Annotated in this window: 18 protein-coding genes; 9 read left to right on the top strand and 9 right to left on the bottom strand. The window is 61.5% G+C overall.

Annotation, left to right across the window (positions count from 1 at the left end; translation table 11 throughout):
- Genes GRI65_RS04265 through GRI65_RS04255 form a run of 3 tightly spaced genes read right to left on the bottom strand, consistent with a single transcriptional unit; the run spans window position 1 to window position 1,833 of the window.
- Window positions 1-936: a TraB/GumN family protein gene (locus GRI65_RS04265; RefSeq protein ID WP_160755255.1), complete on the bottom strand. Its 936-nt coding sequence runs from the start codon at window positions 934-936 to the stop codon at window positions 1-3.
- Window positions 937-992: 56 nt separating this feature from the next.
- On the bottom strand, window positions 993-1,652 hold the full coding sequence (locus GRI65_RS04260) for a hypothetical protein (protein ID WP_160755254.1): 660 nt from the start codon (window positions 1,650-1,652) through the stop codon (window positions 993-995).
- Window positions 1,639-1,833 (bottom strand): helix-turn-helix transcriptional regulator, encoded by a 195-nt coding sequence (locus GRI65_RS04255; protein ID WP_160755253.1) that lies wholly within the window; start codon window positions 1,831-1,833, stop codon window positions 1,639-1,641. The genes GRI65_RS04260 and GRI65_RS04255 overlap by 14 nt, the downstream gene beginning before the upstream one ends.
- 264 nt (window positions 1,834-2,097) lie before the next feature.
- Here GRI65_RS04255 and GRI65_RS04250 point away from each other — a divergent pair, with 264 nt between their 5' ends.
- Genes GRI65_RS04250 through ppdK form a run of 3 tightly spaced genes read left to right on the top strand, consistent with a single transcriptional unit; the run spans window position 2,098 to window position 7,877 of the window.
- The gene (locus GRI65_RS04250) at window positions 2,098-2,997 is read left to right on the top strand and encodes a glycine--tRNA ligase subunit alpha (protein WP_160755252.1); all 900 of its coding nucleotides are present in this window, start codon (window positions 2,098-2,100) and stop codon (window positions 2,995-2,997) included.
- Window positions 2,994-5,165 carry a glycine--tRNA ligase subunit beta gene (gene glyS / locus GRI65_RS04245; protein ID WP_160755251.1) on the top strand — a complete coding sequence of 724 codons (2,172 nt, stop codon included), beginning with the start codon at window positions 2,994-2,996 and terminating at the stop codon, window positions 5,163-5,165. Before GRI65_RS04250 ends, glyS begins: the two co-directional genes overlap by 4 nt.
- A 48-nt stretch (window positions 5,166-5,213) precedes the next feature.
- A complete protein-coding gene (gene ppdK, locus GRI65_RS04240) occupies window positions 5,214-7,877 on the top strand; it encodes a pyruvate, phosphate dikinase (RefSeq protein WP_160755250.1) in 2,664 nt (887 codons plus the stop codon).
- On the opposite strand, the gene GRI65_RS04235 is transcribed toward ppdK, so the two are convergent.
- A complete protein-coding gene (locus tag GRI65_RS04235) occupies window positions 7,874-8,632 on the bottom strand; it encodes a methyltransferase domain-containing protein (RefSeq protein WP_160755249.1) in 759 nt (252 codons plus the stop codon). The two genes, ppdK and GRI65_RS04235, sit on opposite strands and share 4 nt — an antisense overlap.
- 54 nt (window positions 8,633-8,686) lie before the next feature.
- On the opposite strand from GRI65_RS04235, the gene GRI65_RS04230 reads away from it, so the two are divergent.
- The 4 genes from GRI65_RS04230 (at window position 8,687) to GRI65_RS04215 (ending at window position 12,560) form a co-directional block, all read left to right on the top strand.
- Window positions 8,687-9,499 carry a double zinc ribbon domain-containing protein gene (locus GRI65_RS04230; RefSeq protein WP_160755248.1) on the top strand — a complete coding sequence of 271 codons (813 nt, stop codon included), beginning with the start codon at window positions 8,687-8,689 and terminating at the stop codon, window positions 9,497-9,499.
- Window positions 9,500-9,811: 312 nt separating this feature from the next.
- Entirely contained in the window at window positions 9,812-10,195 is a 384-nt protein-coding gene (gene hisI / locus GRI65_RS04225; protein ID WP_160755247.1) for a phosphoribosyl-AMP cyclohydrolase, read from the top strand.
- A gap of 31 nt (window positions 10,196-10,226) precedes the next feature.
- Window positions 10,227-10,709: a MerR family transcriptional regulator gene (locus GRI65_RS04220; protein WP_160755246.1), complete on the top strand. Its 483-nt coding sequence runs from the start codon at window positions 10,227-10,229 to the stop codon at window positions 10,707-10,709.
- A 45-nt stretch (window positions 10,710-10,754) separates the two neighbouring features.
- Entirely contained in the window at window positions 10,755-12,560 is a 1,806-nt protein-coding gene (locus GRI65_RS04215) for an acyl-CoA dehydrogenase C-terminal domain-containing protein (protein ID WP_160755245.1), read from the top strand.
- A gap of 77 nt (window positions 12,561-12,637) precedes the next feature.
- On the opposite strand, the gene cysK is transcribed toward GRI65_RS04215, so the two are convergent.
- The 4 genes from cysK to tyrS form a co-directional block, all read right to left on the bottom strand.
- Window positions 12,638-13,558 (bottom strand): cysteine synthase A, encoded by a 921-nt coding sequence (cysK, locus tag GRI65_RS04210; protein WP_160755244.1) that lies wholly within the window; start codon window positions 13,556-13,558, stop codon window positions 12,638-12,640.
- A complete protein-coding gene (locus GRI65_RS04205) occupies window positions 13,555-14,847 on the bottom strand; it encodes an MFS transporter (RefSeq protein ID WP_160755243.1) in 1,293 nt (430 codons plus the stop codon). The genes cysK and GRI65_RS04205 overlap by 4 nt, the downstream gene beginning before the upstream one ends.
- Before the next feature lie 79 nt (window positions 14,848-14,926).
- Complete coding sequence (locus tag GRI65_RS04200; RefSeq protein ID WP_160755242.1) at window positions 14,927-15,265, bottom strand: PilZ domain-containing protein; 339 nt, start codon at window positions 15,263-15,265, stop codon at window positions 14,927-14,929.
- A gap of 112 nt (window positions 15,266-15,377) precedes the next feature.
- On the bottom strand, window positions 15,378-16,607 hold the full coding sequence (gene tyrS / locus GRI65_RS04195) for a tyrosine--tRNA ligase (protein ID WP_160755241.1): 1,230 nt from the start codon (window positions 16,605-16,607) through the stop codon (window positions 15,378-15,380).
- A gap of 77 nt (window positions 16,608-16,684) precedes the next feature.
- Here tyrS and GRI65_RS04190 point away from each other — a divergent pair, with 77 nt between their 5' ends.
- Both GRI65_RS04190 and GRI65_RS04185 read left to right on the top strand, forming a co-directional pair.
- A complete protein-coding gene (locus GRI65_RS04190) occupies window positions 16,685-17,179 on the top strand; it encodes a DOMON-like domain-containing protein (RefSeq protein ID WP_332872593.1) in 495 nt (164 codons plus the stop codon).
- Window positions 17,176-18,372 carry an exo-beta-N-acetylmuramidase NamZ family protein gene (locus GRI65_RS04185; protein WP_160755240.1) on the top strand — a complete coding sequence of 399 codons (1,197 nt, stop codon included), beginning with the start codon at window positions 17,176-17,178 and terminating at the stop codon, window positions 18,370-18,372. Before GRI65_RS04190 ends, GRI65_RS04185 begins: the two co-directional genes overlap by 4 nt.
- 35 nt (window positions 18,373-18,407) lie before the next feature.
- Here GRI65_RS04185 and GRI65_RS04180 read toward each other — a convergent pair whose 3' ends face one another.
- On the bottom strand, window positions 18,408-19,589 hold the full coding sequence (locus tag GRI65_RS04180; protein WP_160755239.1) for a vWA domain-containing protein: 1,182 nt from the start codon (window positions 19,587-19,589) through the stop codon (window positions 18,408-18,410).
- Between the last annotated feature and the right edge of the window lie 3 nt (window positions 19,590-19,592).

Below are 19,592 nucleotides of genomic sequence, written 5' to 3'. Positions count from 1 at the left end.
TCACTGGACCCGCGCAGTTTCAATTCCGCGCAATTCGAGCGCGTCCTGAACACTTTTGGCACCGGCCAGATGGCCCGCGCCAACCGCGATAAACACGGTACCCGGCGTGTCCAGACGGGTGTCGATCCACTCGGCCCAATTGGCGTTGCGTTGGTAAAGCAGGCGTTCGGCCAGCACCTGGTCGGTCAGCCCTTCGTTCATCAGTTCGGCCAGGCCGTCGGCATCGCCTTCCAGCCATTCGGCGATCATCTTGTCGAGCATGCCCTTGATGGTATCGACACCCTCGGCAGCCTGTACCAGGAATGCGATCTGGCTATCTAGCGGCAGCTGGTCGAACAGGGACATCTGGAATTCGATCGTTTCCAGTTCACCACGCGGCTTCGCTTCGCCGCCCTTGGTGGTCAGCACCGCCTCGACTCCGCTTTCCGGAGAATAGCCTTCCTTCATGATCGGCAGCATCGACAGCATCATGCTGGCATACCACGGTTCGAACCGGTCGAAGGTTTCCACCGGCATCCCGAGCTTGGTCATCGCCGCGTCGTAAGATGCGCGCTGCTTTTCATCCAGCATATCGCGCAGCTTCTGGTCGGCGGGCAGCATACCGGTGTTCATGATGATCGACTGCATGTCGGTGGCGGCGTCTGGCGTCATCATGATCTCGGTAACCAGGATGTCGGACGAAGCGAGCGCATCGGCGACGTTGCCTTTGAACCAATCGACGTCCTTGGGAAGCGCATGAACCGTGCCGAACAGGTAGATCGTGGTGTCCTCGTCGGCCACTTTCCACAGCGCCGGACCGCCCATCTCGACCTGTTCTGCCGGGACCTGCGCGGTCGGAACGGGCGTCGGCTTCTGCTGTTGGGCGAGGGCCGGGCCGGCGAACAAGATGGCGGTTCCGGTCAGCAGACCCGCGAGACGATGTGCGAACATTTTCATAAGATAACCTTTCTGAGAGGGGATATTTAGCGTGTCTGAATAAACCTGCGCGCGGTTCAAAAATATCTGCGGTACAGCCAGACCGCCGACCAGATGGTCGCCACGATCAGCAACACGATTATCGGGTCTTGTTCGGGAAGCACGCCGGCCCGGGTGGCGACCCACCAGCTTGGGACAATGAACAGATAAGCATGGCCAGCGACATTCGCGCCGTCAGTGTAGCTCGCCCGGTCATGCTCGTCCGTGCTACGCCACCACATCAGGGTAACTATCGGCGCGCAAATCACCCACAGGCCGATTGCGACCAGTGCGGGGAAAGCCGGAATCGGTCCGCTCGACAGCAGAGAGATGCCCTCCGGTTCATTATAGCCAAGCAGCAGGCCCAGCACCGCGCCGACCGCGACCAGCACGTAAATCAAGTTGCGTGACCGGCGGCTGCTGCGCGAGATCGGTTCCTTGGCATGTTTCGGCCAAACCCTTGCGGCAAGCACGGCCAGACCCGCGACCACCGACACCCAGGCAATCACTATGCCGAGCAGCACATCAGCCCGGTCGCCCCCGCCGGCATCGAGATAGCCTGACACGACACCGGCACCGAAGACGACCGCGAGCAGCGTCAATGCCATCAGTATGCTGCTGTAGAGCTTGCGGCTTGACAGATGGGCGGAGGTCATCTCGGTGTTGGCGTCCGCAAGTTCGGATTTAGGCTTCGTCATCGAATATCTCCTCGATGGGCATTTCAAAAAGTCGGGCGAGTCTGAAGGCCAGAGGAAGCGAGGGATCATGCCTGCCTGTCTCGATGGCGTTGACCGCCTGACGCGAGACATCCAGATGCATGGCCAGCTCTGCCTGACTCCAGTCGCGCATTGCGCGCAGGACTTTGAGGCGGTTTTTCACGGGCCTCAGGCAAGGCCCATGAGGAAAGCGCTGGCGATAAGGACCCAAAACACCGCGCTATCGTCGATCATGATCGCTTGGCGTCCGGGCTTTTTGCGTTCCATTTGCGCTCTCCTAATGGATGTAAGGTATGCCTGACTTTATGTCGCGATTCGCTGACTATGTCAAGACTACCTGACTAAAAGTCGTAACATCCTGTCATTTCACCGGGAAAGGCCCGCGCGGCATTGACCGGAAAACACCCATCCGCCAAAGCGCGGCGTAATGACACGAGACCCTGCAAACAGCTTTCAGGACATGATCCTCAGCCTCCATGATTTCTGGAGCGCCAACGGCTGCCTGATCCTGCAACCCTATGACATGCGCATGGGCGCGGGGACGTTCCACCCGGCGACCACGCTGCGTGCGCTCGGTCCCGAACCGTGGAACGCCGCCTTTGTCCAGCCCTGCCGCCGCCCGACCGATGGCCGTTACGGTGAAAATCCCAACCGCCTGCAGCATTATTACCAGTACCAGGTAATCCTTAAGCCCAGCCCGCCGGACTTGCAGGAACTTTACCTGAAAAGCCTGGAAGTGATCGGCATCGACCCGCTGAAACACGACATCCGCTTCGTCGAGGATGACTGGGAATCCCCGACCCTCGGCGCGTGGGGGCTGGGTTGGGAAGTCTGGTGCGACGGGATGGAAGTGACCCAGTTCACCTATTTTCAGCAGATGGGCGGCTATGATTGCAAGCCCGTCGCGGGCGAACTGACCTACGGGCTGGAACGGCTCGCGATGTATATCCAGGGTGTCGACAATGTGTACGACCTCGCGTTCAACCAGCACGGTGTTTCGTATGGCGAGGTGTTCCTCGAAAACGAAAAGCAGATGTCGACGTGGAACTTCGAAGTCGCCGAAACCGACGCGCTGTTCGACCTGTTCCGAAAGTCGGTGGCTGAATGCCAGAACTGCCTGACCGCGAAATTGCCGATCCCGGCCTATGAGCAGGCGATCGAAGCCAGTCACATCTTCAACCTGTTGCAGGCGCGCGGCGTAATCTCGGTACAGGAACGCGCCAGTTATATGGGTCAGGTCCGCGATCTCGCGCGCGGCTCATGCGAGGCTTACATGGCAAAGAATGCCGATGCCTGGGCGCAGAAATTCCCGGAGTGGAGCGCATGACCGACTTCCTCCTCGAACTGCGCTGTGAAGAAATTCCCGCGCGGATGCAGAAGGGCGCGCGCGCCGATCTGGAAAAGCTGTTCCGCGCCGAACTGGCAGCCGCCGGTGTGCAAGTGGGTGACGTCACCATCTGGTCCACCCCGCGCCGTCTTGCGCTGATTGCCCGCGGCCTGCCCACGCAGACCGAAGCGGTCAGCGAAGAAGCGAAAGGCCCGCCGGAGGGCGCCCCCGATCAGGCGATCGACGGTTTTTGCCGCAAGAACGGCGTGACCCGCGACCAGCTCGAACTGCGTGACGTCAAGGGCCGGCAGACTTGGTTCGCGGTGATCGAACAGCCCGGTCGCGCGGTTGTGGACGTGCTGGCACAGGCAGTTCCGGCCATTATCCGCGCCTTTCCGTGGCCCAAGTCGATGCGTTGGGGGACTGCCTCGATCAGCACCGAGAGCCTGAAATGGGTCCGCCCGCTGTCCGGCATCGTGGCGATCTTCGGCGACGACCTGGTGGAATGCGAAGTGGACGGCGTGACGTCAGCTTGCGCCACCATGGGTCACCGGTTCCACCACCCGGGGCAGATTACCATCGGCGGCGCGAACGACTATGCGGAAAAGCTGCGCGCTTGCCATGTTATCGTCGACCACGCGGAACGCGAAGCGATGATCCGCACCGGTGCAGCGAATGCCGCGGCCAGCGCCGGTCTCGACCTGGTGGAGGATGAAGGCCTCGTTGTTGAAAACGCTGGTCTGACCGAATGGCCGGTGCCGCTGCTCGGCCGGTTTGCAGAAGAATTTCTCGAGGTCCCGCCCGAAGTCATCCAGCTTACAGCGCGTGTGAACCAGAAATATTTCGTGTGTGAGCAGGATGGCAAGCTCGCTAACGCCTTCATCTGCACCGCCAACATCGAAGCCACCGACGGCGGGGAGGCGATTGTCGACGGTAACCGCAAGGTCCTCGCTGCACGCTTGTCCGACGCGCGGTTCTTCTGGGAAGTGGACCGGAAGAAAACCCTGGCGCAACACGCCGAGGGGCTGGAGCGGATCACTTTCCACGAGAAGCTGGGCACGGTTGCCGACAAGGTCGAACGGGTGGCGAAACTGGCCGAGTGGCTTGCTAGTGAAGGCATCGTGCCGAATTGCGATCCCGCTCTCGCGCGGCAGGCTGCCGAATTGTGCAAGGCCGACCTCGTCACCGAAATGGTCGGGGAATTCCCCGAACTGCAAGGCCTTATGGGCGGCTATTACGCCCGCGCCGAGAGCTTGCCCGATTCCGTAGCAGATGCCATCCGCGACCACTACAAGCCGGTCGGGCAGGGCGATAACGTGCCGACTGCGCCGGTGACTGTCGCTGTGAGCCTTGCGGATAAGTTGGATACGTTGGTCGCGTTTTTCGCGATTGAAGAGCGGCCTACTGGGTCGAAGGATCCGTTTGCGCTCAGACGTCAGACGCTTGCAATTGTTGCCCTCATTTTAGCAAACAACCTTCGTTTTTCGCTTGGTGCAGCAGTTGGCCGCCACGATTTTCTAGTAACACTAGATTCACCGCAAACAGGGACTGCGGCGCTTGATGCGCTTTTCGACTTCTTCGCCGACCGCCTCAAAGTCCAGCAGCGCGAAGCGGGCGTCAGGCACGATTTGATCGATGCGGTGTTTGCTTTGGGCGGCGAGGACGATCTTGTCCGGCTGCTGGCAAGGGTGAACGCATTGCAGAATTACGTCGAAACCGCCGAGGGTGCCAACTTGCTCGCCGCCTACAAGCGCGCGGCGAATATCCTCAAGAAGGAAGACTGGCACGGGATCGAGGGCGAGATCGCACATACCGGTGAGGAAGACCCGCTCGCGCTGGTCGACGATCCGGATATGAAAGCCGTAATCGAGGCCAAGATGGCCGAACGCCACGCCGGTCAGCTCTCCTACACCCCCGAACCCGCCGAACAGGCGTTGATCGACGCGTTGGCCGATGCCGAGCCTAGGGCGGCAGCAGCAATCGAGGCGGAGGATTTCTCCGCCGCGATGGCTGCACTCGCTTCGCTCCGGGCGCCGATTGATGCGTTTTTCGAGGAAGTCACGGTAAACGATCCCCAAGAAAACAAACGCACCGCACGGCTCGACCTGCTTGCGCGGTTCCGTGCTGCAGTGCACAACGTTGCGGATTTCTCCAAGATCGAAGGGTAGCGTTCGCGGACACGGCGGCACTGACAGCTATCCGAAATAGGAATGATGATGGTACAAACGGTCTACAGTTTCGGCGGCACGGATGCCTCGATCGATCCGCGAGCGAAAGACAAGACCATCACCGGGGGCAAGGGCGCAAACCTCGCCGAAATGGCCGAGATTGGCCTGCCGGTGCCGCCCGGTTTTACCATCACCACCGAAGAATGCGTCAAATATCTCGCGGGCGGTTCGGACTTTTCGGACCAGCTCCGCGCCGACGTTGCCTCGGCACTGCGGCAGGTGGAAGCCGCCGTGGGCAAGGATTTCGGCAGCAAGGACGATCCGCTGCTGGTCTCCGTGCGTTCCGGCGCGCGCGTTTCCATGCCCGGAATGATGGATACGGTCCTGAACCTGGGCCTTAACGATGACACCGTCGCGGGTCTCGCAGCGACGTCCGGCGACGAGCGTTTTGCCTGGGATTCCTACCGCCGGTTCATCCAGATGTATTCCGACGTGGTGCTCGGCGTGGATCATGGCCTGTTTGAAGAAGCGTTGGAAATCGCCAAGGAAGACAAGGGCTTCTATGCCGATACGGAGATGGAGGCTGAGGACTGGAAGGTACTCGTCGCGCAATACAAGAACATCGTAGAACAGGAACGCGGGCAGCCTTTCCCGCTAGACGTCCACGAACAATTGTGGGGCGCGATCGCCGCCGTGTTCGACAGCTGGGATGCCGACCGCGCGAAGGTCTATCGCCGGTTGAACGACATCCCTTCCGACTGGGGTACCGCGGTCAATGTGCAGGCCATGGTGTTCGGCAACATGGGCGATACCAGCGCGACCGGCGTCGCGTTTACTCGCAATCCGGCGACGGGCGAGAAAGCCTATTACGGCGAATATCTGATCAACGCGCAGGGTGAAGACGTGGTCGCGGGCATCCGCACGCCGCAGTATCTGACCCGGGACGCCCGCGAAGCCGCCGGGGCCAAGCCACTGAGCATGGAAGAAGCCATGCCCGACGCTTACGCAGAACTGGCGCAAGTGTTCGACCTGCTGGAACGGCATTACCGTGACATGCAGGACATCGAATTTACCGTCCAGCAGGGCAAGCTGTGGATGCTGCAGACCCGCAGCGGCAAGCGGACGGCACGGGCGGCGCTCAAGATGGCGGTCGAAATGGTCGGCGAAGGCCTGATCGACGAGCGCGAAGCGGTCCTGCGGATCGACCCGATGGCGCTGGACCAGTTGCTCCACCCGCGGCTCGATCCCGATGCACCGCGTACGGTGCTGACCACCGGCCTGCCGGCATCACCCGGCGCGGCAAGCGGCAAGATCGTACTCGATGCCGACACCGCGGAACAATTCGCGGCGCGCGGCGAAAAAGTAATCCTGGTGCGGGTGGAAACCAGCCCGGAGGACATTCACGGCATGCACGCCGCGCAGGGCATCCTGACCGCACGCGGCGGGATGACCAGCCACGCCGCCGTGGTGGCCCGCGGCATGGGGCGCCCCTGCGTCTCCGGCGCGTCGCAAGTGTCGATCGAAATGGGCGCGCGGACGCTGCGGATCGGCACCACCGAATTACGCGAAGGCGACCTGATCACGCTCGACGGGGCCAAGGGGCAGGTGATGGAAGGCCTGGTCGCGACGATCGAACCGGAACTCGTGGGCGATTTCGGCACCCTGATGGAATGGGCCGACCGCCACCGCCGGATGCGCGTACGAACCAATGCTGAAACGCCCGACGATTGCCGCATGGCGCGTCAGTTCGGCGCGGAAGGCATCGGACTTTGCCGGACGGAGCATATGTTCTTCGATGCCGGCCGGATCAGTGCCGTGCGCCAGATGATTCTGGCCGAAGACGAGAAGGGCCGCCGCAAGGCGCTCGCCAAGCTGCTGCCCGAACAGCGCGACGATTTCCGCCAGATATTCGAGGTGATGGTCGGGCTGCCATGCACCATCCGGCTGCTCGATCCGCCCTTGCATGAATTCCTGCCGACGGCCGACGCCGATTTCGCGGATCTGGCCGACGTGACAGGGCTCGGGGTCGATCATCTGAAACGGCGCGCGGCGGAACTGCATGAGTTCAACCCGATGCTAGGGCACCGCGGCTGCCGGCTCGGCATCACTTATCCCGAAATTTATGAAATGCAGGCGCGGGCAATTTTCGAGGCGGCGTGCGAAGTGGCGCAGGCTTCCGGCGAGGCTCCGGTGCCCGAAATCATGGTCCCGCTGGTCGCAACCCGCCGCGAGTTGGCGATCCTCAAGACCCTCATCGACCGGATGGCGCAGGAGGTATTCACCGATAAAGGTCGATCGATCGAATATCTGGTCGGCACCATGATCGAACTCCCGCGCGCCGCTCTCATGGCGGGCGAAATTGCGCAGGAGGCGCTGTTCTTTTCCTTCGGAACCAACGATTTGACCCAGACAACGCTCGGAGTTTCCCGCGACGATTCGGCCCGGTTCCTGGCGCCCTATGTGGAGAAGGGCATCTTTGCCCGCGACCCCTTCGTCAGCCTTGATATTGAAGGCGTGGGTCAATTGGTCCGGATGGCGTCGGAGCGCGGCCGCGAAACGAAGCCCGATATCAAGCTGGGCATCTGCGGCGAACATGGCGGGGATCCGGCGAGCATCGCGTTCTGCGAAGAAGTCGGTCTGGATTACGTCAGCGCCTCCCCCTACCGGGTGCCCATCGCCCGGCTGGCTGCCGCTCAGGCATCGCTTCGTTAGGACTTCCAACCAGTTAGGGTGAGTATCTCGAAGTTTTCGAGTACTCGCCCCTGATCGTCGGCACGGTCCATAAACGTCTTGCGGGCTGTCTCAAGCGCCGATTTCGTCAGCGGCGGAGTGTGTGAGGCCAGCACCGAAGTCAGGCCTTGAGTACGAAGATCAGCGATAAACTGATCGAAACTCCGGTAGCTGACACGAAGGGGCCGCGAATCAACTACTTGGCGAGCAAAGCCGCTACGTTGTAGAAGCTCCGCACCGGAACGGTTGTCGACCATCGGATGCATCCGCGATGCCGGCCGGTCACCATCGGCCGCGAACATCGCCTGCCTCAGGATCGGCAAACTGCCCGCGCCCACGAAACTGGCTAGCATCAGACCGCCCGGCGCCAGCGCATTACGCATATGGATCAGCGCTCCGGGCAAATCATTGACGGTGGCGAGGGATGACAGACTCACGATAAGGTCGAGAGGCGCAAACGGTAGCGGGCGTTCCTCGTCCAGTGACCCGGGTTCGGCGGCTATGATTTCCCGCCCGGGTTCGGCCAGACTTCGGGCCAGGATGCCCCGACGGTCGCCGATCAGCAGACAGCGGGCAGGCTCGTGGCGCATGAATGCCAGCCGCTCCAGCACGTCGTCGACCATGTCATCGAGGATGAACCGGGCGGCATCGGGGGCCTGAGACAAATGTTCCGCCCGGCGGGCAAGTGCGGCGCGGCGATCCGGGTCGAAAATACGGGGCGGGCTGCTTGGGGGCATCGCGCCGCTTTGCCGCGCTTGCCAGCAGGGCGCAAGCGCTGCAGAGCCGGTAGGATGTCACTGGGGTCGATCATAGCTGCTAATATCGCACAGACCACGGCGCCGATCGTCGACCTGATATATCCCCCGCGCTGTCCGTTGTGCGGGGGCATTATCGCGGGCCAGCAGGGCTTGTGCGGTGCGTGCTGGTCGGAGCTGCGGATCCCCGGAGAACCAAGTTGCGCGGCCTGCCAGCGCCCATTCGGCGGCGGCAGCGTGGTGATGGGCGCCTTGTGCGCGCCTTGCCTGTCCGACCCGCCGAAGCATGACGGAATCGCCGCCGGTACGCTTTACAATCCCGCCTCGCGCAAGCTGGTGCTGGCGTTCAAGCACGGCCGCCGGATCGCCATGGCCCCGATGCTCGCGCGTTTGATCGCGGCGAGGCTTCCGCCCATGGAAGGCGATGGGCTGATCATCCCCGTGCCTCTCCACCGCTGGCGGTTGTGGCATAGGGGATACAATCAGGCGGCTTTGCTTGGCGCAGAATTGGCGAGGCTGACGGGCGGGACCCTGCTCGTCGACGGTTTGGCCCGGACGAGGGCGACCCCATCGCTCGGCGGGCTGGGCAAAAAGGCGCGTGCGCGAACGCTGGCGGGCGCAATCGCCATACCGTCAGGAAAAGCGGCGCAGGTGAAGGGCGCGCGCATCATCCTGGTCGATGACGTACTGACCAGTGGCGCGACCAGCGATGCGTGCGTCAAGGTGCTGAAGAAGGCCGGCGCGGCGAAAGTGGTGGTCGCGTGCTTTGCGAGAGTGATGGACGAAGCGCTGGATTTGCGGTCCGACAACATAACGCCCGGGACCGATCCGGACCCGGGCGCCACGTGACGAATAATGCTGGATCCGCCTTTCGGTATGGTAATCATCCCCCCAGAAGATTACCCAGACCCAATCCCTCATCGTTTGGAGGCGCCATCGCCGAAGCGGGCTGCTTCTCCGTAGTCCCCTGAACCTGGCGCTCTACCGGCACCGCCGTTCGGTGGGTGGCTCACTCGAACCACGGGCGGTACATTCCATCAGAGCCATTAAGTTCAAAGTGCCTTGTGTGTATCAACTGGATTTTGCGATACGTCTGTTGTTATCCTGCAACATCTGATCGTGACGTCGTGACGCTGATATTTGCCGCCGGAAGGAACTCCCGTGACTGAAGTCAAAATTGAAAACGCAGACCGGGAAGCGGGGAAGGAGTTCATGCCGAAGTTTGATTCCAATGGCTTGCTGACGGCTGTTGTCACCAATGCTGAAACAAACACGGTCCTGATGGTGGCCATGATGGACCAACTTGCGATTGCCCGGACACGAGAAACGGGGATTGCCCATTTCCATTCCCGCTCCCGGGGCCGGCTGTGGATGAAGGGCGAGACCTCGGGGAACACGCTGACCGTCAAGCGCATACTCGTCGATTGTGATCAGGATGCGCTGATTCTCGAATGCGAGCCCGCCGGTCCGACGTGCCACACCGGCGCCTCCGATTGCTTCTACCGCGAGCTGGTCGATGAAGGCTTGAAACCGAAATCCGATTGACCTTTACGTAAAGGTTATGTAGGCGAGCGGCATGTCAAACGCAGCCCAAGCCAAACCAGTCCAGCCTGGTACCAACGAAGCAAGCCCCGCGCGCCATGCGGGTGCCCACCTGGAACGGCCCGACAAACTTTCTCGCGAGCAATTCAGTATTTCGGATCTGACGTCGGAGTTTGATTGCACCGCCCGTGCACTCAGGTTCTACGAGGACGAGGGTCTGGTCGCTCCGGCACGGGTCGGCCTGACCCGAGTTTATTCGAAGCGCGACCGCGCCCGGCTTGCATGGATCATGCGCGCCAAGAACGTCGGTTTTAGCCTGACGGAAATTCGTGAGATGATCGACCTCTACGATCTCGATGATGGCCGGGTGGAGCAGCGCCGCGTGACCATCGACCGGTGCCGCCGCCACGTGGCGAAGCTGAAAGCGCAGCGTGACGATATCGATTCGTCGATCAGCGAACTCACCGACTTCATCAAGCAGATCGAACGGCTCGATCTTGATCCGTCGGCGCCCTGATCCGTCCGATCGCCCTGACAACTTACCTTCGCAAAGGACACATCCATGCCCACCTACACCGCCCCGACGCGCGACACTCGCTTCATCGTCAACGAAATGCTCGACCTTGCCAGCTACGGCGATCTGCCCGGCTTCGAGAACGCGACTGCCGACATGATCGACACGGTCATTAACGAGGCGGGCAAGTTCTGTGCGGAAGTGCTGCACCCGCTTAACCAGGTCGGTGACCGTGAAGGCTGCACCCGCCACGCCGATGGCAGTGTCACCACCCCGACCGGCTTCAAGGAAGCCTTCGCCCAGTACCGCGAATCGGGTTGGGGCACGATTTCACAGCCGGAAACCTTTGGCGGGCAGGGCATGCCGCATGTGCTGGGCTTTGTGGTCGAAGAATTCATGGCGACGTCGAACCAGGCTTTCGCCATGTATCCCGGCCTCACTACCGGCGCGATTTCGGCGATTACCGCCAAAGGCTCGGATGAGCAGAAGGAAATGTACCTTCCCAAGATGATCTCCGGCGAATGGACCGGCACCATGAACCTGACCGAGCCGCATTGCGGCACCGATCTGGGCATGATCCGGACCAAGGCGGAGCCGCAGGCGGACGGGTCTTACGCCATCACCGGCACTAAGATTTTCATCTCCGCCGGTGAGCACGACATGTCGGAAAACATCATCCACCTGGTGCTCGCCAAGACCCCCGGCGCGCCCGACAGCTCCAAAGGCATCTCGCTGTTCATTGTGCCCAAGTTCCTCCCCGATGCGGACGGCAACCCCGGCAAGCGCAACGGCGTGATGTGCGGTTCGATCGAGGAAAAGATGGGCATTCACGGCAACTCGACCTGCCTGATGAACTATGACGGTGCGACTGGCTGGATGGTCGGTGAAGAGAACAAGGGCCTCGCCGCGATGTTCATCATGATGAATGCCGCCCGGCTTGGCGTTGGCATCCAAGGCCTCGCGCAGGCGGAGATTTCCTACCAGAACGCTGTGACGTACGCTCTCGACCGCCGTCAGGGCCGCGCCCTGACCGGCCCTGCGGAACCGCAGGCGCAGGCCGATCCGATCTTTGTCCACCCCGACGTCCGCCGGATGCTGATGGACGCCAAGGCGTTCACCGAAGGTATGCGGGCGCTGGCACTGTGGGGCGCGCTGCAGGTCGATCTGACGCACAAGGCCCTGACCGAGGAAGAACGCGAACAGGCTGACATGATACTCAGCCTGCTGACCCCGGTGATCAAGGGTTACGGAACCGACAAGGGTTATGACGTCGCCAACAACATGCAGCAGGTTTACGGCGGGCATGGTTACGTCGCCGAGTGGGGCATGGAGCAATTCGTCCGCGATTCGCGCATCGCGATGATCTATGAAGGCACCAACGGGGTGCAGGCGATGGATCTGTGCGGGCGCAAGCTGGCGCAGAAAGGCGGCGCGGCAATTCAGGCGTTCTTCAAGACGGTAGACGATGAGATCGCTTCCGCCAAGGAAGACGAAACGCTGAAGCCGATCGCCGAGGCGCTCGACAAGGCCCTGACGGACCAGAAGGCCGCGACGATGTGGTTCATGCAGCACGCGATGCAGAACCCCAATGACCTTGGCGCCGGTGCGCATCATTACATGCACATCATGGGGATCGTCACTCTTGGCTTGATGTGGCTGCGGATGGCGAAGGTCGCGGCTGCCAAACTGGCGCAGGGCACCGATGACGCGGCGTTCTACGAGGCGAAGCTTACCACGGCGCGTTATTATGCCGACCGGTTCATTCCGGATGCCGGTGCGCTCCGCCGGAAGATCGAAAGCGGAGCCGCTTCGATGATGGCGCTTGAAGCCGACGATTTCGCCACTGCGGCCTGAGTTCTGCGGTATTCGAATACAGGAAGGGCGCCCGCTTGCGTGGGCGCCCTTTCTTGTGTGATTGAAGTTGCGGCGTTCTACTCGGTCGGTAGGAAATCCGGCACCGAGAGATAGCGCTCTCCGGTGTCGTAATTGAACCCGAGGATCCGGGTTCCGGCTTCGAGGTCCGGAAGTTTGGCAGCAATCGCCGCCAGCGTGGCTCCGCTCGATATGCCGACCAGCAGACCCTCTTCCGATGCCGAACGCCGCGCCATTTCCTTGGCCTTTTCCGCATCAACCTGGATCGAGCCATCGATAGCCTTTGTGTGCAAGTTGCCCGGAATGAAGCCGGCACCGATACCCTGAATCGGATGCGGGCCGGGTTTGCCGCCGGAAATCACCGGAGAGAGCTCCGGCTCGACCGCATAGGCCTTCATCGATGGCCAGTGGCGCTTGAGTTCCTCCGCGCAGCCGGTCAGGTGACCGCCCGTGCCGACACCGGTGATCATCACATCGATCGGATCTTCGGCAAAATCGCGCAGGATTTCCTGCGAGGTGGTCGACACATGGACAGACACGTTCGCCGGGTTGTCGAATTGCTGGGGCATCCACGCGCCTTCGGTCTGTTCGACCAGCTCCTGTGCGCGTTCGATCGCGCCCTTCATGCCCTTCGCCTTGTCGGTCAGATCGAACTTGGCGCCGTAGGCGAGCATCAGCCGGCGGCGTTCGATCGACATCGATTCCGGCATGACCAACAGTAGGGTATACCCCTTCACGGCCGCGACCATTGCGAGGCCGACACCGGTGTTGCCGGAGGTCGGTTCGATGATCGTGCCGCCCGGTTTCAGGTCACCCGACTTCTCCGCCGCTTCGATCATCGACAGCGCGATACGGTCTTTGATCGATCCTCCGGGGTTGGCCCGCTCCGACTTGATCCAGACCTCGTGGTCCGGGAACATCCGGGACAAGCGGATGTGCGGCGTGTTGCCAATTGTGGCAAGAACGGAGTCGGCTTTCATGATTTCTCTCCCTGCGGCGTTGTCTCGGGTCCTGTATGTAGCAACTCGTCAGGCGGATCAAAGGTCCGGGTTGTTCGCAGTACGGGAAATATCCGGCTCCACAGCCCGACCGTGATGATCGCGCCAACGCCGCCGGTCACCACCGCCAGGACCGGCCCGATAAAGAACGCGAGAGTCCCTGAAAAGAAATCGCCGAACTCGTTCGATGCCGAAATCGTCATCAGCGATACCGAGGAAACCCGCCCGCGCTTGTCGTCGGGGGTGTGCAGCTGGATCAGCGACTGCCGGATATAGACCGAGAACATGTCCGCCGCGCCGACGATGAAAAGCATAGCCAGCGACAGCGGCATTGAAGTCGACACGCCGAAAATAATCGTCGCCACCCCGAATACCGCGACCGCCCACAGCATCTTGGGGCCGACATGCGTCTTGAGTGGGCGGAAGGAGAAATATAACGCTGTCAACGCCGCACCGACTGCCGGTGCGGCAGCAAGCTGGCTCAGGCCGGGGGCGCCGACCCCCAGCACGTCGCGGGCGTAGACGGGGAAAAGGGCGGTAGCGCCAGCGAGGAACACGGCGAACAGATCGAGAGTAATCGCGCCGAGTACCATCTTGTTGCGGACGACATATTGCAGCCCGTCGATGATCTGTCCGACCGGCCGCTGGGCGCCGAGGATGGGGCTCTTGGGGACCTCCCCGATCAAGCTCAGCGCGACAATTGCGACGGCGAACAGGCCGCCCGCGACCGCGTACGGCAAGGCAGGGGCGATGACATAGAAATAGCCGCCGATGGCCGGGCCGACGATCATCCCGACCTGCCAGGCGATCGAGGACAACGCGATCGCGTTGGGCAGGATTGCCTTGGGGACCAGATTTGGGGCGAGGGCGGACAGCGCTGGTCCGGCAAAGGCGCGGGCAATACCGAGCAGGACGGCGATGCCGAACAAACTCGCCAGAGTAATCATCCCGTACCAGGTTAACGCCGCCAGCAGTCCGGCGCAGATCATCTGCAGCCCTACCGTCATCTGGGCGACGGTCTTCCGGTTGAGCCGGTCCGCTGCCAGACCGGAGAAGGGCGTCAGGACAAACAGTGGCAGGAATTGCAGCAGTCCGATCAGGGCAAGCTGGCCAGACGATTCGCCCACGCTCATCCCGCTGTCGCGAGCGATGTTGTACGTCTGCCAGCCAATGATCAGCAGCATGGCATACTGGCCTAGCGTCATCGCCAGGCGAGACACCCAGTAAGCGCGGAAATTGGCAATGCGGAAAGGGGACGTCTGGTCGCTCACGCCGGGGCCATGGCAGGCCCGGACGACGAATCCAAGTGGTCAGTTGATGGGGCTCGATCCGACCCCGAGATTTGCCAGCCTAGCGGTTCTTGCGCAGGCGCGGGTTCGGCTGCAGCGTGTCGATGATCTGCATGAAGTCATCGAACCGGATGATCCGTTCGAACTGGAAACCTGCGCGGGTATCGCGCAGCCAGATCACATAGGCCTCGATCCGTCCGACAACCGGCAGCCGCACGATGACCCGGTCACCGCGTGCAAGCGTCTGCGCGTCGTCAACCATGAACCCATGCGCGGAAACGTTACTGATATGCAGCTTCATATCGCCGTGTTCGCGGTGCTCGGCGATCACCGGAAAGTCTACCGGATGACGCGTGGCCCTGCGCAGATCGGTTACTGATAGTTGTGCTCCGACAGTCAATGGACCTTGCCTTCCTTCGTTACTTCGAGGGACGGTTATGGAGCCAAAAGGCTGATATTTTGTAAAAGCCGATTGTCCTGAATTGGCACATTTTGGCGCATTTCCGCGAATTTCAGGCGGTCAGGATGGCGTGCTTCTTCTTTCCGAGGCTCAGCTTCCGGCTTTCCCCGGCAGGGATCGCCAACTGGAAAGTCGGGTCGGTAATAACCGCGTCGTCGACCTTCACGGCCCCCTCGGCAATCTTGCGCTTCGCCTCACCGTTCGACTGGGTAAACCCGACAGCGGTGCAGATCGCCGTGATCCCCATGCCCCCCGCGCCGAGCGACAGTGTTGGCAGGTCACCGCCAAGGCCGCCGCCGGCAAAGGTCGCCGACGCGGTATCCGCCGCTGCCTTTGCGGCCCCGCTCCCCCGCACCAGTCCGGTAACTTCGTTGGCCAGCACCACCTTGGCGTCGTTGATTGCGCTGCCTTCGAGGCATTCCAATGCGGCGATCTCATCGAGCGGCAGGTCGGTGAACAGTCGCAGGAACTTGCCGACATCGCGGTCGTCGACGTTGCGCCAGAACTGCCAGAAATCGTAATTCGGCAGTTGCGCTTCGTTCAGCCACACCGCGCCGGCTGCGGTCTTGCCCATCTTGGCGCCGTCTGCCGTCGTCAGCAATGGGGTGGTCAGGCCGAAAACCTCGACCCCGTCCATCCGCCGGGTCAGTTCGATCCCGTTGACGATATTGCCCCATTGGTCGCTGCCGCCCATCTGCAACCGGCACGCATAGCGCTGGGCCAATTCACGAAAATCATAGGCCTGCAGAATCATGTAATTGAATTCGAGGAACGTCAGCGGCTGTTCGCGCTCCAGACGCAATTTGACCGAATCGAACGTAAGCATCCGGTTGATAGTGAAATGCGGTCCGACGTCGCGCAGCAATTCCACGTAACCGAGCTTGCTCAACCATTCGTCATTATCCACCACAACCGCGTCGGTCGGGCCGTCACCGAAGAACAGCAGGTTTTCGAAAGCCTTCAGGATCGAGGCGATGTTCTGCTGGATCACGTCGGGCGTCAGCATCTGGCGGCTTTCGTCCTTGCCTGACGGATCTCCGACCTTGGTAGTGCCGCCGCCCATCACCACGATCGGCTTGTGACCGGCCTGCTGAAGGCGGCGTAGCATCATGATCTGCACCAGGCTGCCGACGTGCAGCGAAGGCGCGGTCGCGTCGAAGCCGATATATCCCGGAACGACCTGCTTCACGGCCAAGGAATCGAGGCACTTGGCATCGGTGGTCTGATGGATATAGCCACGCTCGGAAAGCAGGCGCATGAGGTCGGAGCGGAATTCGGTCATGGCCGCGCGGCTAGCACAGGGGATGCGGAATCGAAAAGCACCAACTTCTCCCCCATCCCGCGCATCCGCCACTGTCGGTGAGCGGGGTCACGGTGGGCATCCTGTCGCACGACCGCAACTGGCTCGGTCTGCGGTGGACGATCACCGGCGCGCAGGAGGTTATGGTGCCGCGATTCCGGAAGCGCGGCCGCGCCGACGGACTGTGGCAGACGACATGTTTCGAAATGTTCGTGAAGCCACCGGGCGTCCCGAATTATACCGAGTTCAACCTGTCGCCGTCCCGCCAGTGGGCCGCGTATGATTTCACGGACTACCGTGCCGGACCCATGGACCGTCCGGTTCCCCGGGATATGAGCGCCACCTACCGGCGGGGCGGAAACACAGCGATCTTCGACGGATATATTCCCGCAGCGGCGCTACCTGAATTACCCGCCGCCATGGCCCTGACCGCGGTGATCGAAGAAACCGGCGGCGTCAAAAGCTATTGGTCGCTGCGACATTCGGCCGCCGCGCCCGATTTCCACGATCCCGCTTGCTTCACCGCCCCGCTTACGGCACCGGAGAACCCATGAAATTCGGTATCGATCGCCTGCTCGCATCCCCTGAACTGCTTGCCGAACTATCCGGCCGGCGCGCCGCGCTGGTGGCGCACCCCGCGTCGGTGACGGCGGACCTCACGCACTCGCTGGACGCGCTGATCGGGGTGGGGGTCAATGTCTCCAGCGCGTTTGGTCCTCAGCACGGGCTAAAGGGGGACAAGCAGGATAATATGGTCGAGACCCGGGACGAGACCGACCCGTTTTACGGCATCCCGGTGTTCAGCCTGTATGGCGAGGTTCGCCGCCCGACTGGGCAGATGATGTCGAGTGCGGATGTGTTCCTGTTCGACCTCCAGGATCTCGGCTGCCGCATCTATACCTTTGTCACCACTCTCCTGTACCTGCTTGAAGAAGCAGACAAACATGGAAAGACTGTTTGGGTACTCGACCGCCCCAATCCTGCCGGACGCCCGGTGGAAGGAACCTTGCTGGTGCCGGGGCAGGAAAGTTTCGTCGGCGCGGGTCCGATGCCGATGCGGCACGGACTGACCATGGGCGAAATGGGCCATTGGTTCATCGGCCATCTCGGCCTCGACGTGGATTACCGGGTGATTGAGATGGAGGGCTGGAACCCGGATGGTCCGGGCTTCGGATGGCCGGAAAGCCGTGTTTGGATCAATCCGAGCCCCAACGCGGCTAATGTGAATATGGCCCGCGCTTATGCCGGTACCGTTATGTTGGAGGGCACAACGCTGAGCGAAGGCCGCGGGACCACCCGCCCGCTGGAAGTCCTGTTCGGTGCGCCCGACATAGACGCCGGTGCGGTGCACCGCGAGATGCGCCGGATCGCTCCCGAATGGCTCGTCGGCTGCAAACTGCGTGAGTGCCATTTCGAGCCGACCTTCCACAAACACGCAGGCTCGCTGTGCAACGCCTTGATGATCCACGCCGAAGGGCCGTTCTACGACCATTCCGCATTCCGGCCTTGGCGCCTGCAGGCACTCGCCTTCAAGGCAATTCGCAGCCTTTATCCCGACTATGATCTGTGGCGCGATTTCCCCTATGAATACGAGCTTGAGCGGCTCGCGATGGATGTGATCAACGGCGGTCCGTCGCTGCGCGAATGGGTGGACAACCCGGCGCTGGGGCCTGATGACCTCGAGGCTCTGGCGGGATCAGAAGAGCGAGGATGGCAAAATTCCGTGAGGTCACTGCTGCTCTATTGAAGCATTAGATCTCCGGGGTAGGGGCTACTTCCGTTCTACCCAGCCTTCCGGCTCAGTTCCCTCATGGCATCGTCCAGTCCATCGAGCGTCAGCGGATACATCCGGTCTTCGACCAGTTGCTTCAGCATCTTGGTCGATTGCGAGTAGTTCCACTGGTTTTCCGGTACCGGGTTCAGCCAAACCGTCGCGGGATAGGTGTTAGTCACCCGTTTCATCCATACGGCGCCGGATTCCTCGTTCATGTGTTCGACGCTGCCACCCTGGTGGGTGATTTCGTAAGGGCTCATCGCGGCATCGCCCACGAAGATGATCTTGTAGTCGTGGCCGTACTTGTGAAGGATGTCCCAGGTCTTGGTCCGCTCCGCCCAGCGGCGGCGGTTATCCTTCCACACGCCTTCATACAGGCAGTTGTGGAAATAGAAGAATTCCAGGTTTTTGAATTCGCTATTCGCCGCACTGAACAATTCTTCTACCGTCTTGATGAACGGGTCCATCGATCCGCCGACATCGAGGAACAGCAGCAACTTGACCGCATTGTGCCGTTCGGGGCGCATATGGATATCGAGCCAGCCCTGCTTCGCAGTGCCTTCGATCGTCGCGTCGAGATCCAGCTCATCCGCGGAACCTTCACGGGCGAAACGGCGCAATCGGCGTAGCGCCATCTTGATATTGCGGGTGCCGAGTTCGCGGGTGTTGTCGAGGTTCTTGAAGTCGCGCTTCTCCCACACCTTGATCGCCCGCTTGTGCTTGCTTTCGCCGCCGATCCGCACGCCTTCAGGATTGTAGCCGGAATTGCCGAACGGGCTGGTACCCCCGGTGCCGACCCATTTGTTGCCGCCCTGGTGCCGCTTTTCCTGTTCTTCGAGCCGCTTCTTGAGCGTCTCCATGATCTCATCCCAATCGCCGAGCGCCTTGATCGCTTCCATTTCTTCCGGCGACAGGAATTTTTCGGCAACGGCCTTCAGCCAATCCTCGGGCACGTCGACGGGGTCCTGGCCGTAGTCGCTGATGATGCCCTTGAAGACCTTGTTGAACACCTGATCGAACCGGTCGAGCAGGCCTTCGTCCTTCACGAACGTGGCGCGGCTGAGGTAATAGAACGCTTCGGGCGTCTGCTCGATGACATCCTTGTCCAGCGCTTCCAGCAGCGTCAGGTGTTCCTTGAAGGAAGCCTTGATCCCCGCGGCGCGCAGCTCGTCTACAAAATCGAAAAACATGGC

The organism is Allopontixanthobacter sediminis (genome assembly GCF_009828115.1).
In the GTDB taxonomy this organism is placed as follows: Bacteria; Pseudomonadota; Alphaproteobacteria; order Sphingomonadales; family Sphingomonadaceae; genus Allopontixanthobacter; species Allopontixanthobacter sediminis.
Note: the sequence above shows the minus strand (reverse complement) of the source record. Positions and strands in the feature narration are given on the sequence as shown.